The 19,894-nt window shown below is 64.9% G+C and carries 21 protein-coding genes, 1 tRNA gene and 1 pseudogene; 10 read left to right on the forward strand and 13 right to left on the reverse strand.

Annotation, left to right across the window (positions count from 1 at the left end; genetic code table 11):
• From XH84_RS36155 to XH84_RS36170, 4 genes and pseudogenes are all read left to right on the forward strand, one after another.
• Window positions 1-576, forward strand: a pseudogene (locus tag XH84_RS36155) (DNA polymerase III subunit gamma/tau); the annotation flags it as partial.
• 25 nt (window positions 577-601) lie between these two features.
• The gene (locus tag XH84_RS36160) at window positions 602-922 is read left to right on the forward strand and encodes a YbaB/EbfC family nucleoid-associated protein (protein ID WP_128919169.1); all 321 of its coding nucleotides are present in this window, start codon (window positions 602-604) and stop codon (window positions 920-922) included.
• Between the two features lies 1 nt (window position 923).
• Window positions 924-1,526: a recombination mediator RecR gene (gene recR / locus XH84_RS36165; RefSeq protein WP_128919170.1), complete on the forward strand. Its 603-nt coding sequence runs from the start codon at window positions 924-926 to the stop codon at window positions 1,524-1,526.
• Window positions 1,527-1,556: 30 nt separating this feature from the next.
• Complete coding sequence (locus XH84_RS36170) at window positions 1,557-1,991, forward strand: hypothetical protein (RefSeq protein ID WP_128919171.1); 435 nt, start codon at window positions 1,557-1,559, stop codon at window positions 1,989-1,991.
• A gap of 131 nt (window positions 1,992-2,122) precedes the next feature.
• Here the strand turns inward: XH84_RS36170 and XH84_RS36175 are convergent, their stop codons facing one another.
• Window positions 2,123-3,487, reverse strand: coding sequence for an AmpG family muropeptide MFS transporter (locus XH84_RS36175; RefSeq protein WP_128919172.1), 1,365 nt, complete (start codon window positions 3,485-3,487; stop codon window positions 2,123-2,125).
• Window positions 3,488-3,568: 81 nt separating this feature from the next.
• Window positions 3,569-4,768 (reverse strand): DNA recombination protein RmuC, encoded by a 1,200-nt coding sequence (locus tag XH84_RS36180; protein WP_128919173.1) that lies wholly within the window; start codon window positions 4,766-4,768, stop codon window positions 3,569-3,571.
• 172 nt (window positions 4,769-4,940) lie between these two features.
• Between XH84_RS36180 and def the strand changes: the two genes are divergently transcribed.
• The 3 genes from def (at window position 4,941) to truA (ending at window position 7,276) form a co-directional block, all read left to right on the forward strand.
• On the forward strand, window positions 4,941-5,465 hold the full coding sequence (def, locus tag XH84_RS36185; RefSeq protein WP_128919174.1) for a peptide deformylase: 525 nt from the start codon (window positions 4,941-4,943) through the stop codon (window positions 5,463-5,465).
• A gap of 138 nt (window positions 5,466-5,603) precedes the next feature.
• Window positions 5,604-6,539 carry a methionyl-tRNA formyltransferase gene (gene fmt, locus XH84_RS36190; RefSeq protein ID WP_128919175.1) on the forward strand — a complete coding sequence of 312 codons (936 nt, stop codon included), beginning with the start codon at window positions 5,604-5,606 and terminating at the stop codon, window positions 6,537-6,539.
• Entirely contained in the window at window positions 6,539-7,276 is a 738-nt protein-coding gene (gene truA / locus XH84_RS36195) for a tRNA pseudouridine(38-40) synthase TruA (protein WP_128919176.1), read from the forward strand. Before fmt ends, truA begins: the two co-directional genes overlap by 1 nt.
• 76 nt (window positions 7,277-7,352) lie before the next feature.
• Here the strand turns inward: truA and dapE are convergent, their stop codons facing one another.
• The 11 genes from dapE to rpmH form a co-directional block, all read right to left on the reverse strand.
• Entirely contained in the window at window positions 7,353-8,519 is a 1,167-nt protein-coding gene (gene dapE, locus XH84_RS36200) for a succinyl-diaminopimelate desuccinylase (RefSeq protein WP_128919177.1), read from the reverse strand.
• On the reverse strand, window positions 8,516-9,169 hold the full coding sequence (locus tag XH84_RS36205; protein ID WP_128919178.1) for a DUF805 domain-containing protein: 654 nt from the start codon (window positions 9,167-9,169) through the stop codon (window positions 8,516-8,518). The genes dapE and XH84_RS36205 overlap by 4 nt, the downstream gene beginning before the upstream one ends.
• Before the next feature lie 207 nt (window positions 9,170-9,376).
• Window positions 9,377-10,222: a 2,3,4,5-tetrahydropyridine-2,6-dicarboxylate N-succinyltransferase gene (gene dapD, locus XH84_RS36210; RefSeq protein WP_128919179.1), complete on the reverse strand. Its 846-nt coding sequence runs from the start codon at window positions 10,220-10,222 to the stop codon at window positions 9,377-9,379.
• 186 nt (window positions 10,223-10,408) lie between these two features.
• Window positions 10,409-11,104: a pyrimidine 5'-nucleotidase gene (locus tag XH84_RS36215; protein ID WP_128919180.1), complete on the reverse strand. Its 696-nt coding sequence runs from the start codon at window positions 11,102-11,104 to the stop codon at window positions 10,409-10,411.
• Between the two features lie 253 nt (window positions 11,105-11,357).
• Window positions 11,358-12,473: a DUF1036 domain-containing protein gene (locus XH84_RS36220; RefSeq protein ID WP_430642016.1), complete on the reverse strand. Its 1,116-nt coding sequence runs from the start codon at window positions 12,471-12,473 to the stop codon at window positions 11,358-11,360.
• 32 nt (window positions 12,474-12,505) lie between these two features.
• The gene (gene argB / locus XH84_RS36225) at window positions 12,506-13,393 is read right to left on the reverse strand and encodes an acetylglutamate kinase (protein WP_128919182.1); all 888 of its coding nucleotides are present in this window, start codon (window positions 13,391-13,393) and stop codon (window positions 12,506-12,508) included.
• Window positions 13,394-13,626: 233 nt separating this feature from the next.
• Window positions 13,627-13,992, reverse strand: a complete 366-nt coding sequence (locus tag XH84_RS36230) for a DUF423 domain-containing protein (protein WP_128919183.1) — start codon at window positions 13,990-13,992, stop codon at window positions 13,627-13,629.
• Window positions 13,992-14,645, reverse strand: a complete 654-nt coding sequence (gene yihA / locus XH84_RS36235) for a ribosome biogenesis GTP-binding protein YihA/YsxC (protein WP_128919184.1) — start codon at window positions 14,643-14,645, stop codon at window positions 13,992-13,994. Before yihA ends, XH84_RS36230 begins: the two co-directional genes overlap by 1 nt.
• Window positions 14,646-14,755: 110 nt before the next feature.
• Window positions 14,756-16,606 carry a membrane protein insertase YidC gene (yidC, locus tag XH84_RS36240; RefSeq protein ID WP_164936222.1) on the reverse strand — a complete coding sequence of 617 codons (1,851 nt, stop codon included), beginning with the start codon at window positions 16,604-16,606 and terminating at the stop codon, window positions 14,756-14,758.
• A gap of 16 nt (window positions 16,607-16,622) precedes the next feature.
• Window positions 16,623-17,036, reverse strand: a complete 414-nt coding sequence (gene rnpA / locus XH84_RS36245) for a ribonuclease P protein component (protein WP_128919186.1) — start codon at window positions 17,034-17,036, stop codon at window positions 16,623-16,625.
• Between the two features lie 27 nt (window positions 17,037-17,063).
• Window positions 17,064-17,198, reverse strand: coding sequence for a 50S ribosomal protein L34 (gene rpmH / locus XH84_RS36250; protein WP_008542748.1), 135 nt, complete (start codon window positions 17,196-17,198; stop codon window positions 17,064-17,066).
• Window positions 17,199-17,562: 364 nt separating this feature from the next.
• Here rpmH and XH84_RS36255 point away from each other — a divergent pair, with 364 nt between their 5' ends.
• The 3 genes from XH84_RS36255 to queD all read left to right on the forward strand — a co-directional run bounded on the left by XH84_RS36255 (window position 17,563) and on the right by queD (window position 19,840).
• Window positions 17,563-19,062 carry an ATP-binding protein gene (locus tag XH84_RS36255; RefSeq protein WP_128919187.1) on the forward strand — a complete coding sequence of 500 codons (1,500 nt, stop codon included), beginning with the start codon at window positions 17,563-17,565 and terminating at the stop codon, window positions 19,060-19,062.
• A 261-nt stretch (window positions 19,063-19,323) separates the two neighbouring features.
• Window positions 19,324-19,400, forward strand: a tRNA-Arg gene (locus tag XH84_RS36260).
• Between the two features lie 83 nt (window positions 19,401-19,483).
• Window positions 19,484-19,840: a 6-carboxytetrahydropterin synthase QueD gene (gene queD, locus XH84_RS36265; RefSeq protein WP_128919188.1), complete on the forward strand. Its 357-nt coding sequence runs from the start codon at window positions 19,484-19,486 to the stop codon at window positions 19,838-19,840.
• Window positions 19,841-19,894 lie beyond the last annotated feature (54 nt).

Genomic DNA, 19,894 nt, shown 5'->3' on the forward strand with positions numbered 1-19,894 from the left:
GCCCCGGTGGCCTCCGCCGCGCCGGTGTCGGCTGCGCCCGTGCGCATGCCGACATCGCCGCCGACCGCGTTCGGCGGCGGCGCCCGGCCGCAGATGGCCGCGCCCGCACCGGATCCGCAAGGCGCCGCGCCCCAGCTGCGCGTCACGAGCTTCACCCAGCTCGTTGCGCTGGCCGGGCAGAAGCGCGATCTCATGACCAAGGGCGCGCTCGAAGGCGACATGCGCCTCGTCCGTTTCGAGGAGGGCCGGCTGGAAGTCGCGCTCGAGCCCAACGCCTCCAAGACCATGATCTCGGAGCTTGCGAAGAAGTTCGAGCTGTGGACCGGCCGGCGCTGGACCATCGTCGTCTCCAACGAGCAGGGCCAGCCGACGCTGCGCTCGGTGAACCAGGCGGCCAAACAGGAGCATGCGCGTACCGCGGAGGCCGATCCGCGCGTGCGGGAGGTGCTGTCGCGTTTCCCCGGCGCGAAGGTCGTCGAGGTCCGCAGGCTTGCCCCCGAGACGCCGGAGTCCAATATAAACACCGACTATGGCAGTGACGATCCGCTAGAGGATTCCGACGGCGACGATCTCTGAGCCAAGCTTTCAAGGACAGACACCGATGGCTGATTTTCTCGGCATGATGAAGCAGGCGGCGCAGCTGCAATCCAAGATGCAGGAGATGCAGGAGCAACTCGCCAACGTGGAAGTCGAGGGCATCTCCGGCGGCGGCCTCGTTGCCGTGCGCATGACCGCGAAGATGGACGTCAAGGCCGTCAAGATCGATCCGTCGCTGATGAAGCCGGAAGAGCGCGAGGTGCTGGAAGACCTGCTGGTCACCGCCATGGGCGATGCGCGCCGCAAGGCGGAGGCCGCCATGCAGGAGAAGATGCAGGCTCTCACCGGTGGGCTCGGCCTGCCGCCGGGGTTGTTCGGCCAATAATATGGGCGCTGTTGCAGGTCCCGAAATCGAACGGCTGGTCCAGCTGCTCGCACGGCTGCCGGGCCTCGGTCCGCGCTCGGCGCGGCGCGCGGCGCTGCACCTGATCAAGAAGCGCGAAGCGCTGATGATGCCGCTGGCCTCGGCCATGCAAGTGGCGCTGGACAAGGTCCAGGTTTGCAAGTCCTGCGGCAACATCGACACGCAAAACCCCTGCACCGTCTGCACCGATCCGAAGCGCGATCCTGCCATCATTGTCGTCGTGGCCGACGTCGCCGATCTCTGGGCGCTGGAACGCGCCAATGCGACTCAAGGGCGCTATCATGTGCTGGGCGCGACATTGTCGCCGCTCGACGGCGTCGGCCCGCAGGATCTGACCATCGACGCGCTGGTTGCGCGCGCCCACGATGCGCAGGTGCACGAAATCATCCTGGCGCTGAATGCGACGGTCGATGGTCAGACCACGGCGCATTACATCACCGACCTGCTTCAGGACGCCAATGTGAAGGTGACGCGGCTCGCCCACGGAGTTCCCGTTGGCGGCGAGCTTGATTATCTCGACGAAGGTACGCTATCGGCAGCGATGCGGCAGCGCACCCTGTTCTAGCAATCCAAAGATCTCACGGAACGGAACGACATGACGAAACTTTTCGCCACACGATTGGCTTTGGTCGCGACGATGGCGATGCTGGTGAGCCCGGCCATCTCCGCGCAGCAGGGCGACGAGGCTCCGCTGCCGTCGAAACCCGGCAAGCCGATCAACAATGGCGACGTGCTGTCGGGCGAGCTGAACGCGATGAAGGTGCGCGACGGCAAGAACGGCAAGCGGGTTCCGATGTATCAGATCACCTCCGAACCGCGCCGCCTGCCGGCGCCGAACGGGCTGTGCAATCTCGAGACCGGCCCTGAGACCTTCCAGCTCGTCACTTCCAGCGACGCGCAGGCCACGCAGTTGAAATCGTTCGTCGGCAAGGAAATCTCCGTCAAGGTAGACGAGATCGCCTGCGCCAGCGATGCCGGCCAGATGAGCGAGGCCGTGATCACGAAGTGGAGCCTGATCAGGAAGCAGTAGGGGGGGCGGTTCGCGCAACTCTCTCCGCCGTCATTGCGAGGAGCCCTTGCGACGAAGCAATCCAGACTATTTCCGGGGAGCTATTCTGGATTGCTTCGCTTCGCTCGCAATGACGAAGGAGAGACGGGAGCCTACACCCTCACCGGCCCCAGCGCCTCGAAATGCCCACGCTTCTGCAACCAGGCCAGCAGCATCAGGCTCGGGATCGCCACCAGCACACAGATCACGAAGAACAGCGGCCAGCCGGTCGTCTCCGCGACGAAGCCGGCGCCTGACGACAGATAGGTCCGTCCCACCGCCGCGAGCGCGGTGAGCAGCGCATATTGCGTCGCCGTGTGCAGCGGGTTCTGGCACAGCGCCGAAAGGTAGGCCACGAAGATCACGGTGCCGACGGCGCTGGTGAAATTCTCTGCGCAGATGGCGAACGCCAGCGCCCATTGATTGGTGCCGACGATGGCGAGCCAGGAGAAGGAGAGATTGGCCAGCGCCTGCACCACGCCGCCGATCCAGAGCGATGTCGCCAATGAGTAACGCCGTGCGACGAAGCCGCCGGCAAAGCCGCCGATCAGCGTGGCGGCGAGGCCGACGCCCTTCACGATTGCCGCATAGTCGTTGCGGGTGAAACCGAGGTCGATCACGAACGGCGCGGTCATCGTTCCGGAAAAGGCGTCGGTGAACTTGAACAGCACGACGAAGGAAAGCGCGGCGAGCGCGTCTTTCCTCGACAGGAACTCCGAGAAAGCCCCGATCGCCGCGTGCAGCACCCGCGTGAACGCGGTCTCTGTTTTCGTCGCAGCTTCAGCCTGGACCGATTGCTCGGGCTCGGTCGCGACCAGTGCGGTGATCGTCCCGATCAGCACCATCGCCGCCATCACGATATAGCCCCACATCCAGGCCGATGTGCGCGTGATGCCCGTGCTCTCGAAGCCCGAGACGATGAACAGCGCGCCTGCGGTCGAGACCAGCATGCCGATGCGGTAGGCGGCGACGTAAGCCGCCATGCCGGCGGCCTGCTCGCTCTCGGGCAGGCTCTCGACGCGGAAGGCATCGACCACGATGTCCTGCGTCGACGACGTCGTCGCCACCAGCAGCGCGCCGAGCGCGACATAGAACGGCGAGCGCCCGGGGTCGGTCATTGCCAGCAGCAGGATCGCGACGATCAGCAGGGCTTGCGAGAACAGCAGCCAGCCGCGCCGCCGCCCGAACGCGCGGGTGAACAGCGGCACATGCAGCGCGTCGACCAGCGGCGCCCACAGGAATTTCAGTGTGTAGGGCGTGCCGACCAGCGCGAACAGCCCAATGGTCTTCAGGTCGACCCCGGCCTCGCGCATCCACACCAGCAGCGTCGAGCCCGACAACGCCAGCGGCAGGCCGGAGGAGAAGCCGAGGAACAGCACGATCAGCACCCGCGGCTGCAGGTACACGGCAAGGCTGTCGCGCCAGGAGGCGGCGGGAGCATCGGTCGCGGCGGAGGAGGTCGCGTCAGGGGCGGTCATGGGGTGGTGTTAGCAGATTCTGTCCCTACAGGTGAGCTGTCGTCGCCCGGTCAAGCCGGGCGACGACAGTGTGCCTTAAATTCACTCCCCCGCCTGGAGCTTCCGCGGAAACAGCTCGCCCGGAGCCGCCGCCACCAGCCGCGGTCCCTCCGGCGCATCCGCCTTGCTGAAATCGAGCTCCTCGATGCGTCCTGCGCGCTTCTCGATCTTGTCGGCGGAGATCAGGATCTGGCGGACGTCCTCGTTCGCATCGGAAAAATGTTTCTGCAGTTTGACCACGCGCTCGCGCAGGCGGCCGAGATCGTCGCCGAGCTTGATGACCTCGGTTTGGATCTGGTCGGCGGCATCGCGCATGCGCGCGTCCTTCATGATCTGCTGCATCACCTGGATCGCCAGCATCAAAAGCGAGGGCGACACCAGCACTACGCGGGCGCGATAGGCCTTCTGGATCACATCGTCGAAACCGTCGTGGATCTCGGCGTAGACCGATTCCGACGGCACGAACATCAGCGCCATCTCCTGGGTCTCGCCGGTGACGAGATATTTTTCGGCGATGTCGCTGACATGCTTCATCACGTCGCCGCGCAGCCGCTGCGTGGCCACGCGCCGCTCCTCGTCGCTGCGGGCGTCGTGCAGCGCCGTCATCGCCTCCAGCGGAAACTTGGCGTCGATGCAGAGCGGGCGCTGGTCCGGCAGGAACACGACGCAATCCGGCCGCTTGCCGGTCGAGAGCGTGAACTGGAACTCGTAGGATCCCTTCGGCAGCCCGTCCTGGACGATCGCCTCCATCCGCGCCTGGCCGAAGGCGCCGCGCGACTGCTTGTTGGCGAGCACATCCCGCAAGGTCGTCACCTGGGTGGTGAGATCGGTGAGGTTCTTGTGCGCGCTGTCGATGATGCCGAGCCGCTCATGCAGCGCGCGCAGGCTCTCCATGGTGTTGCGGGTGGAGTGTTCCATGGACTGGCCGACGCGATGGGTCACCGAATCCAGCCGCTCATTGACCGCCCGCGCCATCTCGGCCTGACGTCCCGCCAGCGCCTGGGTCATCGCATCGACCCGGCCGGAGGATTCGCTCTGGGCCCGCAGCACCTCACTCAGGCGCTCCTCGAGCTCGTCGGCCCGGATCGCGTGCGCCATCGCGAGTTCCGCGCCGCGCCGCCCGGATCGCGCGATCGCCACCGCAATTACCACCAGCAGGATGAGGACGAGCGCACCGAAGCCGATCAGCGCGTCGATCGTGCGCACCGGCCAGTCGCCCAACGTGAAAATGATCTCGTTCATGCCGACCGTTCTAGCCGATTCGCCGGGGGGCGCGAACGAATAGCGAACGCCTGGGGGTCGACCGCCCCCTAATCTTTATGGTTAACGAAAGCTGAAGTTTTATGGTTAGCGAGGAGTTAACGGGGTTCCTCGCCGCATTGACCGCATCCGGCATGGGGCTTAAATCGCGGCCATGGCCCTCAGAGAAATCATCATCCTGCCCGACAAGCAGCTGCGTCTGGTCTCCAAGCCGATCGAGAAGGTCACGGCCGAGATCCGCAAGCTTGCCGACGACATGTTTGAAACCATGTACGACGCGCCCGGCATCGGCCTCGCCGCGATCCAGGTCGCGCAGCCGCTGCGGCTGATCACCATGGACCTCGCCAAACGCGACGAGAACGGCGAGACCAAGCCGCTGCCGCGCGTGTTCATCAACCCCGAGATCATCGCCTCCTCCGAGGAACTGTCCGTTTACGAGGAAGGCTGCCTCTCGATCCCCGAATATTACGAGGAGGTCGAGCGCCCTGCGAAAGTGCGCGTGCGCTTCACCGATCTCGATGGCAAGGTGCACGAAGAGGACGCCGAAGGCCTTTACGCCACCTGCATCCAGCACGAGATCGACCATCTCAACGGCGTCTTGTTCGTCGACTATCTGTCGAAGCTCAAGCGCGACCGCGTGATGAAGAAATTCGAGAAAGCCGCCAAGCGCGCGGAGTAGGGCGTCATTTTTCCCAGCCGTCATGGCCGGGCTTGACCCGGCCATCCACGCCTTGCTTCCTGTACCGCCAAGAACGTGGATGCCCGGGACAAGCCCGGGCATGACGGAGAACCGGAACTCTTAACCGAACGCTGCCACATGTCCCTTCGCCTGATCTTCATGGGCACGCCTGATTTCTCCGTGCCGACGCTGCTTGAGCTGGTCGCGCATGGCCACGAGATCGCAGCCGTCTATACCCGCGCGCCGAAGCCGGGCGGGCGGCGCGGTCTGCAATTGCAGCCGACCCCGGTCGAGGAGGCCGCGCGACGACTCGGCGTGCCCGTGTTGACGCCGAAGACGCTGAAGACTCCCGAAGCGCTTGACGAGTTTCGTGCGTTCGACGCCGATGCAGCCGTCGTCGTCGCCTACGGCATGATCCTGCCGCAGGCGATCCTCGATGCGCCAAAGCTCGGTTGCTACAATTTGCACGCTTCGCTGCTGCCGCGCTGGCGCGGCGCTGCGCCGATCAACCGCGCGATCATGGCAGGCGATGCCGAGAGCGGCGTGATGGTGATGAAGATGGATGTCGGTCTCGATACCGGCGACGTCGCCATGGCCGAGCGCCTCGCGATCACCGACAGCATGACGGCACTCGATCTGCACGATCGCCTCTCGCGCCTCGGTGCCGATCTGATGGTGCGCGCGATGGCCGCGCTCGATCGCGGTGGGCTCCAGCTCAGAAAGCAGAGCGAGGACGGCGTCACCTATGCCACCAAGATCGACAAGGCCGAGGCGCGCATCGACTGGCGCAAGCCCGCGCGCGAGGTGCTGCGCCATATCCACGGCCTGTCGCCGTTTCCTGGTGCCTGGGCCGAGCTCGCCGGCGTCAGCGAGAATGCACGCGTGAAAATCCTGCGCTGCGAATTGGCGAAAGGTTCGGGCGCTCCCGGCGAAGTGCTCGACGAGCATCTCACCATCGCCTGCGGCGACGGCGCGATCCGCATCATCGAGCTCCAGCGTGAGGGCAAGGGCCGGATGCAGGCCGCGGACTTCCTGCGCGGCTTGCCGCTGAAGCCGCCGATGCGGCTGGCCTGATGCCCCGCTACAAGCTCACCATCGAATATGACGGCGCACCGTTTTTCGGCTGGCAGGTGCAGGAGACGCTGCCCTCGGTGCAGGGCGCGCTGGAAGCGGCCGTGAAAGCAATGATCGGTGTCGACGCTCGGGTCCATGGCGCGGGGCGCACCGATGCCGGCGTGCATGCGCGCGGCCAGGTCGCGCATGTCGACGTCGACAAGCAGTTTCCGCCGGGCCGGTTTCGCGACGGGCTCAACGCGCATTTGCGCCCGCACCCGATCGCGGTGCTCGAAGCCGACATCGTGCCCGATAGTTTCGAGGCGCGCTTCTCGGCCGTGAAGCGGCACTACCGCTATCGCCTCATCAACACCCGCGCCAATCTCGCCCTCGACGCCGGCCACGCCTGGCGCGTGCCGCGCAAGCTCGATGCCGAGGCGATGCATGCGGCCGCGCAGCGCCTGCTCGGCAAGCACGATTTCACCACCTTCCGCGACACCGAGTGTCAGGCCAAGTCGCCGGAGAAGACGCTCGATCAGCTCGACGTGATGCGCGATGGCCGCGAGATCACGATTGTCACCTCGGCGCGCTCGTTCCTGCACAGCCAGGTCCGCTCGATGGTGGGCTCGCTGGTCTGGGTCGGCGAAGGCCGCTGGACCGCCGACGATCTCTCCGCAGCGCTCGCCGCACGCAACCGCGCCGCGTGCGGCATCGTGGCGCCGCCGGAGGGGCTGTATCTGATGAAGGTGGATTATTAGCGCCTGATGCCATCTCTGGCGTCATGGCCGGGCTTGTCCCGGGCATGACGGCGGAGATCTGGGTGCCGATGGGGACCTACCCAAAATACCGCGTCAAAATCCCGCGATAGACCTTCGTCAGCTTCTCCAGATCGGTCACCGGCACGCGCTCGTCGACTTGGTGCATGGTCTGCCCGACCAAGCCGAACTCGATCACCGGGCAATAGCTGGAGATGAAGCGCGCATCCGACGTGCCACCTGATGTCGACAGCTCCGGCTTGCGCCCCGTCACCTCCTCGATCGCGGAGACCGCGAGATCGGTGAACGGGCCGGGCTTGGTGACGAATACGTTGGAGTTCGAGGGCTCCCAGACGATGCGGGCCTTGATGCGGTTGCCGCAGGCTTTGGCGAGGCGCGTCTCGACCAATTCGCGCAAGGACGCCTGGGTGTGGTTGTCGTTGTAGCGGATGTTGAATTTGGCGCGGGCCTCGCCGGGGATGACGTTGCTCGCCTTGTTGCCGACGTCGACCGAGGTGAATTCGAGATTGGAGGCCTGGAATTGCGCGCTGCCATGGTCGAGCGGCTCGTCGGAGATCGCCACGATCAACCGCGAGATGTCAGGCACCGGATTGGAGGCGCGGTGCGGATAGGCGACATGGCCCTGCACGCCGTCGACGAAAAGCGTGCCGGATTGCGAGCCGCGGCGGCCGACCTTGATGGTGTCGCCGAGCGTCTCGACATTGGAGGGCTCGCCGAGCACGCAATGATCGAACTTCTCGCCGCGCTCTGCGGCCCATTGCAACAGCTTGATGGTGCCGTTGATCGAGACGTCTTCTTCATCGCCGGTAATCAGGAACGAGATCGAGCCCTTGCCGTCGCTGCGCGGCTTGCCGCCGTTGGCGGCGAGATGCTCCAGCACCGCCGCGACCGAGCAGGCGATGCCGCCCTTCATGTCGACCGCGCCGCGGCCGTGCAGGACACCGTCCTTCACTTCGCCCGAGAACGCGCCGACGCTCCAGGCGCTCTCGTCGCCCGGCGGCACCACGTCGGTATGGCCGGCAAAGGTGATGTGCGGACCTTCGGTGCCGATCCGCGCATAGAGGTTGTCGACATCGGCGGTACCGGCTTCGGAAAACGTCACGCGGTGGCAAATGAAGCCTGCGGCACCGAGGGTTTTTTCGAGCACCCCGAGTGCACCGGCGTCGGCCGGGGTTACCGAGGGGCAGCGGATGAGATCGCGGGCAATGGAAAGAGCATCGGTCATGCGCCCCGCTTAACATGCATGCCGCCGGGTGGGCTAGCACTGGGCGGGACAATTTCGATCTCGCGGCTCTGGTCCCAACTTTTCGCAGGGGGCGCGGGCGATGCCGCGCTGTCGTCGATCTCAAGGAGCGGATCGGGGCCGAACCGGTTGTGGCCCGAGGTGCCCGACCGGCAGAACATTTCGAAGAGGCCCCACAGCCATAGGAGCGCGGCGGCTAGGTTGAGCGAAAGCATCCAGCTTGATTTGGGCAGGAGATCGGAGAACTGGTTGAATAGGCCGGGTATGAAGAAGAACGGGCTGATCCACCAGCCGCTTCTGTTGCGATCGTGCAGTCGCTTGACCGCCGTCGCGAGATAAATCCAGAAGAACAGGGCCATGCCGGACGTCTTGAGGATTGCGGTCGCGAGGTCGGTGGATGCCCGTGAGTGGGAGGCGCGCGGATCGACCAGCTTGAAGAGGTCGTCGAGACCGAAGTCGAAATCCAGCTCCATGCCGAGCTTCAGGGTGGATCTGGTTCCTCCGACGATCCCGATGACTTGACCTGCGATCTCGAGCAAGCCCGCCAGGAGTGCGACAATCAGCAGCGCCTGCCACAGCAAAGCGCGGTTGATGCGGCCGTCGAAGCGGAAGAGGTACCAGGTCCAGTCCATGCGAGAAGCTCCGGGCGGCGCGGGCCGCCCGAAGATTGGTCGCGATGGGGGGAGAGGGGGTTCGAACGGGTTCTCTTCACCTCGCCCCGCTTGCGGGGAGAGGTCGGATTGCGAAGCAATCCGGGTGAGGGGGTACAGGTCTCTCGACGATCTCGCATGTGGAGAGAGCCCCTCACCCCGTAAGAACGGAGAGAGGGGGAGAGAGTCTCAATCCCGCAGCAGCTCGTTGATGCTGGTCTTCGAGCGCGTGCGCTCGTCGACGCGCTTGACGATGACGGCGCAGGCGGTGCTGGGTCCGATCTGGCCGTTCTTCATCGGCTTGCCGGGCAGGGCGCCGGGCACCACCACCGAATATTCGGGGACTTCGCCCATGAAGACTTCGCCGGTCTCGCGGTCGACGACCTTGGTCGAGGCTCCCAGGAACACGCCCATCGCCAGCACTGCGCCCTTGCGCACGATCACGCCCTCGGCGACTTCGCTGCGCGCGCCGATGAAGCAATCGTCCTCGATGATCACGGGCTCGGCCTGCAGCGGCTCGAGCACGCCGCCGATGCCGGCGCCGCCGGAGATGTGCACGCGCTTGCCGATCTGCGCGCAGGAGCCGACGGTGGCCCAGGTGTCGACCATGGTGCTCTCATCGACGTAGGCGCCGAGATTGACGAAGGACGGCATCAGCACGACGTTCTTGGCGATGAAGGCCGAGCGGCGGACGACCGCGCCCGGCACCGCGCGAAAGCCGGCGTCGCGAAAACGGTTCTCGCCCCAGCCTTCGAACTTCGAGGGCACCTTGTCCCACCAGGTCGCTTGGCCGGGGCCACCGGGAATGACGCCCATGTCGTTGAGGCGGAACGAGAGCAGCACGGCCTTCTTCAGCCATTGATTGACCTTCCACTTGCCGTCAGCGCCGCGTTCGGCAACGCGCGCCTCACCCTTGTCCAAGGTCTCCAGCGCCTGGTCCACGGCCTCGCGCATCTCGCCCTTGGTCGACGTCGAGAGGGTCTCGCGCGCCTCGAAGGCGCTGTTGATGGTGGATTCGAGGGCTGCAAGGGACATCGGGATTTCCTCTGGGCGGGCGTGGTTTCGCGTGAATTGGAGCGCTTTTTCGGGATTTGAGCCGGGAGAGTCAAGCTTGGTTCGGTATCGTTACCCGCGAAAGCGGGTGATCCAGTACGCCGCAGCCGTCGTGATGAATCGAGATGCTGGTGATTACTGGATAGCCGCCTTCGCGGGGTATGACGGCTACGTTGGGTGGGACAACCCAGCCAAAAACCCCGTCAGATCATCGGTGACGTAGTCGACATGGGCGGCGTCCCGGCCCTCCAGTTCCCAGTCTTCCCGCACCACCTCCTTCGTTCCATCCGGCACCACCAGCACCGTGGTCATGCCGAGCTCATGCGGGACGTTGAGGTTGCGGGCGAGGTCCTCGAACATCGTGGCGCGGGTCGGGTCGACCGAATGGTCGGAGAGGAATTTCCGGTAGGTCTGCTCCGCCGGCTTCGGTTCGAACTCGGCGGCGATGATGTCGAACACGCCGTCGAAATGCGAGCCGAGGCCAAGACGCGCCAGCACCGCATCGACATGGTCGACCGAGCCGTTGGTCAGGATCAGCTTGCGGCCCGACAATTTAGCGATGGCTTCGCCGAGCGCCGGGTTCGGCTCCAGCGGCGAGTGATCGATCTTGTGGACGTAGGCGAGATAGTCGTCGGCGGAAACGCCATGCAGGGTCATCATGCCGCGCATGGTGGTGCCGAAGCGCCGGTAGTAATCCTTCTGGATATTACGCGCTTCCTCCGGGCCGACATTCAGCCAGTTGCAGACGAACTCCCCGATCCGCGCATCGACCTGCTGCCACAGATTGACGTGATGCGGATAAAGCGTGTTGTCGAGGTCGAACACCCAGGTGTCGACGTGGCTGAAGCTGCGGGGTGGGGTCATTGCAGGTCTCTACTGGTTACACGCAAGCGTTGCCCACTCTCCGCTGTCGTCCCGGACAAGCGCAGCTCTTGGCAACGCGTAGCGTTGTCCAGGGCGGAGCGCCGATCCGGGACCCATAACCACAGGAAGTGGTTTGGCGAAGACTCGGAGTTGCCACCTCGCGCCACGACTGCTCCCTGGGGTTATGGGTCCCTGCGTTCGCAGGGACGACAGCGGAGTTCTTTGCGCCAGCGCTTCAATCACCCAAACACCATCACGGCACGGCAAACCGCAGCGTCTTGCCGCCGCTCGACATGTCGACCGCGCCAAAGCCCGTTGCCGAAAATCCGCGCGCGCCGCAATCGGTCTGCTCATTGGTCTCGAACTTGGTCTCGCGCGTGCACAGCTGCCTGTCGCCGCCCCAATTCAGTGGCCGATCCTTCAGTTTGACCGTCCGGTTGTCGGCGTCGACCGCTTCCGCGAAGCTGAAGATCTGCTTCGGCTGGCCGGTCACATCGGGGTGCAGGCAGGTCTTGGGATCGATGCGATACCAGCCGCGGCTGGTCACGGATTTGCCGTCGTCGGTCGCGATCGCCGCCATCACCTTGTGCGGCGTGTCGTTGCACCAGGTGAGGCCGGTCGCAGACGGCGTTTGGACCGCATCGACCATGCTCTTGAAGAAGTTTTGCGAGCCCACGATGTCCGGCGACAAGCCGCGGCTTTTCAGGAACGCGGCCAGCGCGGCTTGCGTCTTCGGCCCGTCGACGCCGTCGATCGGCGCTGCGTCATAGCCTGCGATCACCAAGAGCCGCTGGATGCCGGCAAGCCGTGCCTGCTCGTCGTCATATTCGGAATCTTCGGCGAGATAGGCAACGAGGTTGCCGTCCGCGCCTTGCGTCGGCGTCACTTGCGTGAACGCGGCCTGGGCCTGGCCGCTGCGGCATTGCCGGGCCGCCGCAATGACAAAATTGTCCTGCGCGACACAGAGCATGTCGCTGCCGCTCTGCGGAATCGGGGACGCGCCGTAGACGCCGAGCGCGCGGGCGTTGAGCAAAATGCGGTCGGCGATCAGCGTGCCCTGCACCACCACGCGGCAGGTCGCTGGATCGATCCTGAACCAGCCGCGCGTCGCGGTCGCCGCCTTGTCGTCGATGCCGATCGCGGCCTCGACCACATAGGACATGCGGTTGCAGATCTTGAGGTCGGCGAAGGCGGGGGCGACGGAGAACACGAACGACACGACGGCCGCCGGCAGCGTCATCAGAAAGCGGGTGAGGAGGGAGCGACGATGCCTCGGCTTTCTCCGCCCGTCATGGCCGGGCTTGTCCCGGCCATCCACGTCTTTGCCCCCAGTGGAAAGATCGCGGATGCCCGGAACAAGTCCGGGCATGACGACCTTTTTCCGCTGCTCGCGTTCGCGCTTCACTTGTGGATCAGCGTTCCCGTGCCCTGATTGGTGAAGAGCTCGAGCAGCACGGCGTGCTGCATCTTGCCGTCGATGATGACGACGCCTTCGACGCCCTGCTCCAGCGCGTAGATGCAGGTCTCGACCTTCGGGATCATGCCGCCGGAAATGGTGCCGTCGGCGATCAGCTTGCGCGCGTCCTTGACGGACAATTGCGGGATCAGCTTCTTCGACTTGTCGAGCACGCCCGGCACGTCGGTGAGCAGCAACAGGCGCTTGGCCTTCAGCGCGCCGGCGACCGCACCGGCAAAGGTGTCGGCGTTGACGTTCAGCGTCTGGCCTTCCTTGGAGGTTGCGAGCGGCGCGAGCACCGGGATCAGCTCGTAGCCGATCAGCTGATTGAGCAGCGTGAGATCGACCTTCTCGGGGTCGCCGACGAAGCCGAGGTCGATCGCCTTCTCGATGTTCGAGCCCGGATCGATGATGGTGCGCGTCGTCTTCGACGCCTTCACCATGTTGCCGTCCTTGCCCGACAGCCCGACGGCCTTGCCGCCGGCCTCGTTGATGTAGCCGACGATCTGCTTGTTGACGGAACCAGCGAGCACCATCTCGACGATCTCGATGGTCGCGGCATCGGTGATGCGCAGGCCGGCGGCGAACTCCGATTGAATGCCGAGACGCTTGAGCATGGTCGCGATCTGAGGTCCGCCGCCATGCACCACGACGGGATTGATGGCGGTCTGCTCGAGCAGCACGATATCGCGGGCAAAGTTCTTGGCGGTCTCCTCGTCGCCCATGGCATGGCCGCCATACTTGATGACGATTGTTTCCTCGTCATATTGCTGCATGTGCGGCAGCGCTTCGGACAGGATGCGGGCCTGGTCGAGCGGAGAGATGTCGGTCATGTCGCGGTCTCGCTGGCGGGACGGTCGGTGCGCGTTCTATCCGATTGGCGGGCGGGGCGCAAAGTGTGGCTGATATTCCGATTCTGTGTCCCGGACGCGGTGCGGCACCAAAAGCGCGTTCACGCGCGTCTTCGACGCGCTATGGTGACGCGCCGCTGAGCCGGGACCCAGAAAGGCGCATGGGCCCCGGCTCGGCAGCGCACCGCTGAAGCGCTGCGTCCGGGGCACGAGACCTATTTCCGCGCCACCACCGCGGCCAACGTCACCGCCAGCCATCCCAAAATCATCACCGTTCCACCCGTCGGCGCCGCGTAGGGAAACAGCGAATGCCCGGCATATTGCCGCACGGTGAGGTCGCCCGCGAACAGCGCGGCGCCGATCACGAAGCCGAACGCGGCGTTGAGGCCAATTCCGCCATGCAGAAGGCCGCGTGCGAGCAGGGCAGTGGTCGCAAGTATGGCCGTTGCATGAAACAGCAGCATGGCGCTCGCCGTGGCAAGTCGGCTCGCATCCGCGCCGTGGGCGGAGGCCGCGGCCAGCGCGACGCCGGCGGCGCCCATCAATCCGGCAAGCCCTACCAAGAGGCGATGGGCCACCATTACTTGCTCCGCTCTTCCAGCAGCTTCGCCATCGCGGCGCGCAGGCTCTCCATGCCGGTCGAGCTGCGTGACGATGTCGCGAGCACGTTCGGGAACGCGGCCGGATGTTTGGCGAGGGCGGCCTCGGTCTCGGCGATGCGCGCTTGCAACTCGGACGCCTTCACCTGATCGGCCTTGGTCAGCACGATCTGGTAGCTGACGGCGGAGCGGTCGAGCGTCCCCAGGACTTCGAGATCGACGTCCTTGAGTCCATGACGCGCGTCGACCAGCACGTAGACGCGCGCGAGCGAGGCGCGTCCGAGCAGGAATTTGTGGATCAGCTCGGTCCAGGATGCGACCTGGCTCTTCGGCGCCTTGGCATAGCCGTAACCGGGCATGTCGACGAGACGCAGGTCGGTCTTCCCTGGGACCTCGAAGAAGATCAGCTCCTGGGTGCGGCCCGGCGTGTGCGAGGTGCGCGCCAGCGCGTTGCGCCCCGTGAGCGCGTTGATCAGGCTCGACTTGCCGACATTGGAGCGTCCGGCAAAGGCGACCTCCAGCCCCGCCATCGGCGGCAGCGTCTGGATCGAAGGCGAGGCCCAGATGAACTGCCAGTCGCGGGCGAACAGCTTTCGCCCGGCCTCGATCAGCTTCGCATCTTTGTCGTCGGTCATGCGAAGGCTCGCTGTTTCCCCGCGTCATCGCGAGCGAAGCGAAGCAATCCAGAAATGTATCCGCGGAGAATTTCTGGATTGCTTCGTCGCTTCGCTCCTCGCAATGACGATTACGTCGCCTTCCTCGCGAACGTCGCCTTGAGATTGTCGAATAGCTCCACCTTCACGCCGTTGCGGCGCATGATGTAGCTTTGCTGGACCACCGAGAGGGTGTTGTTCCAGGCCCAGTAGATCACGAGGCCCGCCGGGAAGCCCGCCAGCATGAAGGTGAAGATCAGCGGCATCCAGTTGAAGATGATCTGCTGGGTCGGATCCGGCGGCGTCGGGTTCAGCTTCATCTGGAACCACATCGTGATGCCCATGATGATCGGCCAGATGCCGAGCGCGAGGTAGTGGCCGAAGACGGGAATCGTGGTCGGATCGAATGGGATCAGGCCGAACAGCGTGAACAGATTGGTCGGATCCGGCGCCGAGAGGTCCTTGATCCAGCCGTAGAAATGCGCTTGCCGCATCTCGATGGTGACGAACAGCACCTTGTAGAGCGAGAAGAACACCGGGATCTGGATCACCACGGGAAGACAGCCGGCGACCGGATTGATCTTCTCCTTGCGGTAGATCTCCATCATCTCCTGCTGCTGCTTCACCTTGTCGTCGGGGAAGCGCTCCTTCAGCGCCTGCAGCTGTGGCTGGACCGACTTCATCTTCGCCATCGAGGCGTAGGATTTGTTCGCCAGCGGGAAGAACAGGAGCTTCACGATCACGGTCACGAGCAGGATCGAGATGCCGAAATTGCCGAAGAGGCGGTAGAAGAAGTCGAGGCCGAGGAACATCGGCTTGGTGATGAAGTAGAACCAGCCCCAGTCGATCAAGAGATCGAAATGGTTGAGGCCGAGCTCCTTGTTGTAGCCGCCGTGGCCTGCGAGCGGGAAATTGATGCCGACCACGCCGGCTTCCTTGGCGCCGGCAAACAGGCGCGCATTCGCGGTCGCGGAGCCGCCGATGGCGACGGTGACGGGGTCGAGCAGATAATCGGTCTGGTAGGTGTGGACGTTGCCGACCGGGTTCGACGAGAAGCGCGCCTGAAGCTGCGCATTGGTGTCCGGCAGCAGCGCCGAGGCCCAGTACTTGTCGGTCATGCCGAGCCAGCCATTGGTGGTCTTGAAGTTCACCGACTTGGTCTCGTCGATCTTCTTGTAGGCATATTCCTGCAAGCCATCGAGATAGCCGATCAGGCCTTCATGCAGGATGTAGTAGCCAGAGACTTGCGGTGCGCCGTGGCGCGAGATCAGCGCGAACGGATAGAGCGTAACGGGCGCATTGCCGACATTGCTCACCTCGTCCTTGATGGTGAAGAGATAATGGTCGTCGACCGAGATGGTGCGACGGAAGGCGAGGCCCTCGCCATTGTCCCATTTCAGCAGCACCGGCGTCGTCGGCGTCAGGCTGCCGCTGCCGTCCTGCTGCCAGACGGTTTGCGCATCCGGCAGCTTCGCCGTCACGCCCGTCGCCGGCACCCAGCCGAACTCGGCATAGTAAGGCTCGGCAGTGCCCGAGGGCGAGTAGAGGATGATCGGCGGCGATTTCGGGTCGACCGTCTCGCGGTGTTGAACCAGCGCGATGTCGTCGATGCGGCCGCCCTTCAGCGCGATGCTGCCGGCAATCCGCGGCGTCTCGATCTTGACGCGCGGGCTGGCTGCAATCGCGGCGTCGCGCGCAACGACCGGCTGGGCCTGCTGGCTCGCGCCCGGCGTTGCCGGCTGAGCCGCGTTGCCTGGCTGCTGCGGCGTGCTGCCCGGCGTTGCCGACGCGGTCGGCTGCGGCGTGCCCTTCTGGAGCTCGGCCTGGGTCTGCTGCTGGGCGCGCTGCTTCTCCATCGCCGGCACGTTGTAGAAATACTGCCAGGCGATCAGGACGAGGCCCGACAGAATGACGGCGAGGATGGTATTGCGATTGTCGGTCATCACTATTGTCTCGTCATCAATCCGGTTTGCGGCTGGCAGCAGGAGCTGGACTGGACCTCGTACGGTCGGTCCTCGGGCCGCGTCCCTTCGCGGGTCCTTTGGCCATATGCCGCGCGGGCTTCGTGAACGCTATGCGCAGATCGTCGAGCATGGTGGCGAAGGGGCGCGAGAGCGCGTCCCTTCGGCCGACTAGCACATAATCATGATGGGGCTGCATCGACACCGGATCGAGCCGCTTCACCAATTCGCGAAGCCGGCGCCGGATGCGATTGCGCTCGGGGGCGTTGCCGTTCTTTTTGGTAACGGTGAAGCCGATCCGGATCGGGCCGCTGTCATCGCGGGGATGGCTTTGCAGGACGAACGCGGGACTGTTCACCCGCGCGCCATTGGCAACGGCGAGGAAATCCGCCCGCTGCCTCAGCCGATCCATGATGAAATCCCAAAAAGGGGGTCTGGCTCAGGCGCTCAGACGCTTACGACCGCGGGCGCGGCGGGCGGCGAGAACCTTGCGGCCGCCGGCAGTGGCGAGACGGGCACGGAAGCCGTGACGGCGCTTGCGCACCAGTTTGCTGGGTTGATAAGTCCGCTTCACGGGTTTTTCTCCGCTGACCGGGCAATTTGCCTGTAGAATTGATGATAAAGTCCGGAAGATGCGGCCCAAAACGGGCCCTTTCCGGCCCCTAGAGAGCCGCTCCCGGCGTCGCACCGGGTCATCGCGGACAATTTGCGCGGCTTATAAGCGAGCGCCTTGTTTTCGTCAACGCCGCACAAGCGCGCGATTTTCGTGAATATCGCTGTTCGTGCGAGGTTTTTAACCCTTGAGGTGGCGAGTAGCGATATCAGCGCCTACATCCCACCTCGGCAGATTAGCGATCCGTAATTTGACCGGAACGGGGTCGGGCCGCATCTTCCTACCGCCAATCCTTCACACGCCAAAGGCAGCGAGGGCGAATTCCGTGGCAGCGACAGACCTCCAGCCGGTCCAGGATCAGGATCAGCCGGACCAGCCGGCGATGCGCTCCCGCGGAACGCGCGGGCTCGGGCTGTCGGGCAAGCTGCTGCTGCTGACCGTTCCCCTGGTGATGATCGCGGCCAGCCTGCTCTATGTCCCCGCCATCGCCAACTTCTGGGTCAACCGGCTGAACGACCGCGTCGCGGCGGCCAACACGGCGGCGCTGGTGCTGGATGCGGCGCCGCTCGGCATGGTTCCCGATTCGCTGTCGCGCCAGATCCTGAAGAGCATCAATGCCCGCGCCGTCGCCATCAAGATGGGCCAGCAGCGCCGGCTGCTCGCCAGCGACAACATTCCGGCCGCCATCGAGCATGACATCGACCTGCGCGATATGACGGCGTGGGAGGCGATCACCGGCTCGTTCCGGATGATGCTGGAGACCGGCAACCAGGCCATCCGGATCGTCGGACCCGGCGTCGGCACGGCCCAGTTCATCGAGATCGTGACCGACGAGCTGCCGCTGCGGCAGCAGATGTATCGTTTCTCCCGCAACGTCGTGGTGGTTGCGCTGATCATCGCGGCGCTGACCGCCGGCCTCGTCTATCTCGCGCTTCATTATCTCTTTGTGCGCCCGATGCGGCGGCTGACCGCGAGCCTGGTCGGGTTCCACGAGAACCCCGAAAGCTCGGCGGGAATCATCGTGCCGAGCCAGCGCAGCGACGAGATCGGGGTCGCCGAGCGTGAATTGTCGGACATGCAGCGCGATCTGATGTCGATGCTGCATCAGAAGAGCCGGCTCGCCGCGCTTGGTCTCGCGGTGTCCAAGATCAACCACGATCTGCGCAATCTGCTGGCTTCGGCCCAGCTGCTGTCGGATCAGCTCGCCAGCGTGCCGGATCCGCGGGTGCAACGCTTCGCGCCCAAGCTGGTGCGCTCGCTCGAGCGCGCCATCGCCTTCTGCCAGTCGACGCTGTCCTACGGCCGCGCCCAGGAGGCTGCGCCCGACCGCCGCATGATCCTGATCGAGCCTGTCGTGCTGGAGGTGCGCGAGACCGCAGGCCTCGCCTCCGATGCCTCGATCGCCTGGGTCGCCGCGATCGAGCGCGGGCTGGCGATCGATGCCGATCCTGATCAGCTGTTCCGGGTGCTGCTCAACCTCGTCCGCAACGCCGCCCAGGCGCTGGAGAGTCATTCCTCCGGCGACGGCGGCCCGCAGCAGATCCGGATCACCGGAAAACGCGAAGGCGCCGTCGCGATCATCGAGGTCTCCGACACTGGTCCCGGCGTGCCTCAGAAGACGAGGGACCATCTGTTCGAGGCGTTCCAGACCTCCGGGCGTCCCGGCGGCAGCGGTCTTGGCCTCGCCATCGCCGCCGAGCTGGTCCGCGCCCATGGCGGCGATATCCACCTCGTCGAAGGCACCATCGGCGCCACCTTCCGCATCGTCATTCCCGACCGCCCCGTGGAGCTCCTCTCCATCCGCAACGAGCGGGCGAGGGCCTAGTCGGCCAGAGGCCGATTTTTCCGTCATTCCGGGGCGGCGCAAAGCGCCGAACCCGGAATCCGGAGGTTTGGCGCGAGATTCCGGGTTCGATGCTGCGCATCGCCCCGGAATGACATTCAAGCCGTCATTTCCCTGCAAAATCTCCCCATCCCGGACCTTGCCAACCGGGACAAGAGCGGTTAGTCAGAGCGCTCTTTCGCACACCCTCCGGCTTTGCCGGGGGCTGCGTCGCGGGCTATGCCCGCGCTGTTTGCGAAGCACGCGCCCGTAGCTCAGCTGGATAGAGCATCAGACTACGAATCTGAGGGTCGGACGTTCGAATCGTTCCGGGCGCGCCATTCTTCGACGCAGGTCAGGACAAAGCAGCATCTGGTCGCCAGACGGGCCCGAGACCGGATGGCGACGCCGTGTGAGGAGCGGGATGAGGATATCGCAGGCGTTCAAGTTCGAGGCGGCGCATCGGCTGCCGAACGTGCCCGAGACCCATCGATGCCGCCGGCTGCATGGTCATTCCTACCGGGTCGAGGTCCAGTTGGACGGGCCGGTCGATCCGCACACCGGTTTCGTCGCTGATTTCTTCGATATTGAAAAGTGCTTCGCCGACATCTTGGACGCGCTGGATCATCACTGCCTGAACGAGGTCAAAGGGCTCGAGAACCCGACCGCCGAGAATATCGCGATCTGGATCTGGGACCGGTTGAAGCCGAGCCTTCCACAGCTGTGGGCGGTCCGCGTCTATGAGACGGCGGACTGCTGGGCCGAATATCAGGGGCAGTGACGGGCGACGGCGCGCGCGCTCGCTCGGCATGGCCAGAATGTGGGCACTCGGCGC

This window comes from Bradyrhizobium nanningense (assembly GCF_004114535.1).
GTDB classification, from domain to species: Bacteria; Pseudomonadota; Alphaproteobacteria; order Rhizobiales; family Xanthobacteraceae; genus Bradyrhizobium; species Bradyrhizobium nanningense.

Excerpts from the sequence above, each read along its gene's own strand:
- XH84_RS36230 (WP_128919183.1), bottom strand. The coding sequence starts at position 13,992 with ATGGTGGCCCATCGCCTCTTGGTAGGGCTTGCCGGATTGATGGGCGCC.
- XH84_RS36175 (WP_128919172.1), bottom strand. The coding sequence starts at position 3,487 with ATGACCGCCCCTGACGCGACCTCCTCCGCCGCGACCGATGCTCCCGCC.
- yihA (WP_128919184.1), bottom strand. The coding sequence starts at position 14,645 with ATGACCGACGACAAAGATGCGAAGCTGATCGAGGCCGGGCGAAAGCTG.
- dapE (WP_128919177.1), bottom strand. The coding sequence starts at position 8,519 with ATGACCGATGCTCTTTCCATTGCCCGCGATCTCATCCGCTGCCCCTCG.
- queD (WP_128919188.1), top strand. The coding sequence starts at position 19,484 with ATGAGGATATCGCAGGCGTTCAAGTTCGAGGCGGCGCATCGGCTGCCG.
- XH84_RS36160 (WP_128919169.1), top strand. The coding sequence starts at position 602 with ATGGCTGATTTTCTCGGCATGATGAAGCAGGCGGCGCAGCTGCAATCC.
- def (WP_128919174.1), top strand. The coding sequence starts at position 4,941 with ATGGCCCTCAGAGAAATCATCATCCTGCCCGACAAGCAGCTGCGTCTG.
- XH84_RS36180 (WP_128919173.1), bottom strand. The coding sequence starts at position 4,768 with ATGAACGAGATCATTTTCACGTTGGGCGACTGGCCGGTGCGCACGATC.
- XH84_RS36205 (WP_128919178.1), bottom strand. The coding sequence starts at position 9,169 with ATGGACTGGACCTGGTACCTCTTCCGCTTCGACGGCCGCATCAACCGC.
- fmt (WP_128919175.1), top strand. The coding sequence starts at position 5,604 with ATGTCCCTTCGCCTGATCTTCATGGGCACGCCTGATTTCTCCGTGCCG.
- dapD (WP_128919179.1), bottom strand. The coding sequence starts at position 10,222 with ATGTCCCTTGCAGCCCTCGAATCCACCATCAACAGCGCCTTCGAGGCG.
- truA (WP_128919176.1), top strand. The coding sequence starts at position 6,539 with ATGCCCCGCTACAAGCTCACCATCGAATATGACGGCGCACCGTTTTTC.
- recR (WP_128919170.1), top strand. The coding sequence starts at position 924 with ATGGGCGCTGTTGCAGGTCCCGAAATCGAACGGCTGGTCCAGCTGCTC.
- argB (WP_128919182.1), bottom strand. The coding sequence starts at position 13,393 with ATGACCGACATCTCTCCGCTCGACCAGGCCCGCATCCTGTCCGAAGCG.
- yidC (WP_164936222.1), bottom strand. The coding sequence starts at position 16,606 with ATGACCGACAATCGCAATACCATCCTCGCCGTCATTCTGTCGGGCCTC.
- XH84_RS36220 (WP_430642016.1), bottom strand. The coding sequence starts at position 12,473 with ATGCCCGGACTTGTTCCGGGCATCCGCGATCTTTCCACTGGGGGCAAA.
- XH84_RS36170 (WP_128919171.1), top strand. The coding sequence starts at position 1,557 with ATGACGAAACTTTTCGCCACACGATTGGCTTTGGTCGCGACGATGGCG.
- XH84_RS36215 (WP_128919180.1), bottom strand. The coding sequence starts at position 11,104 with ATGACCCCACCCCGCAGCTTCAGCCACGTCGACACCTGGGTGTTCGAC.
- rnpA (WP_128919186.1), bottom strand. The coding sequence starts at position 17,036 with ATGGATCGGCTGAGGCAGCGGGCGGATTTCCTCGCCGTTGCCAATGGC.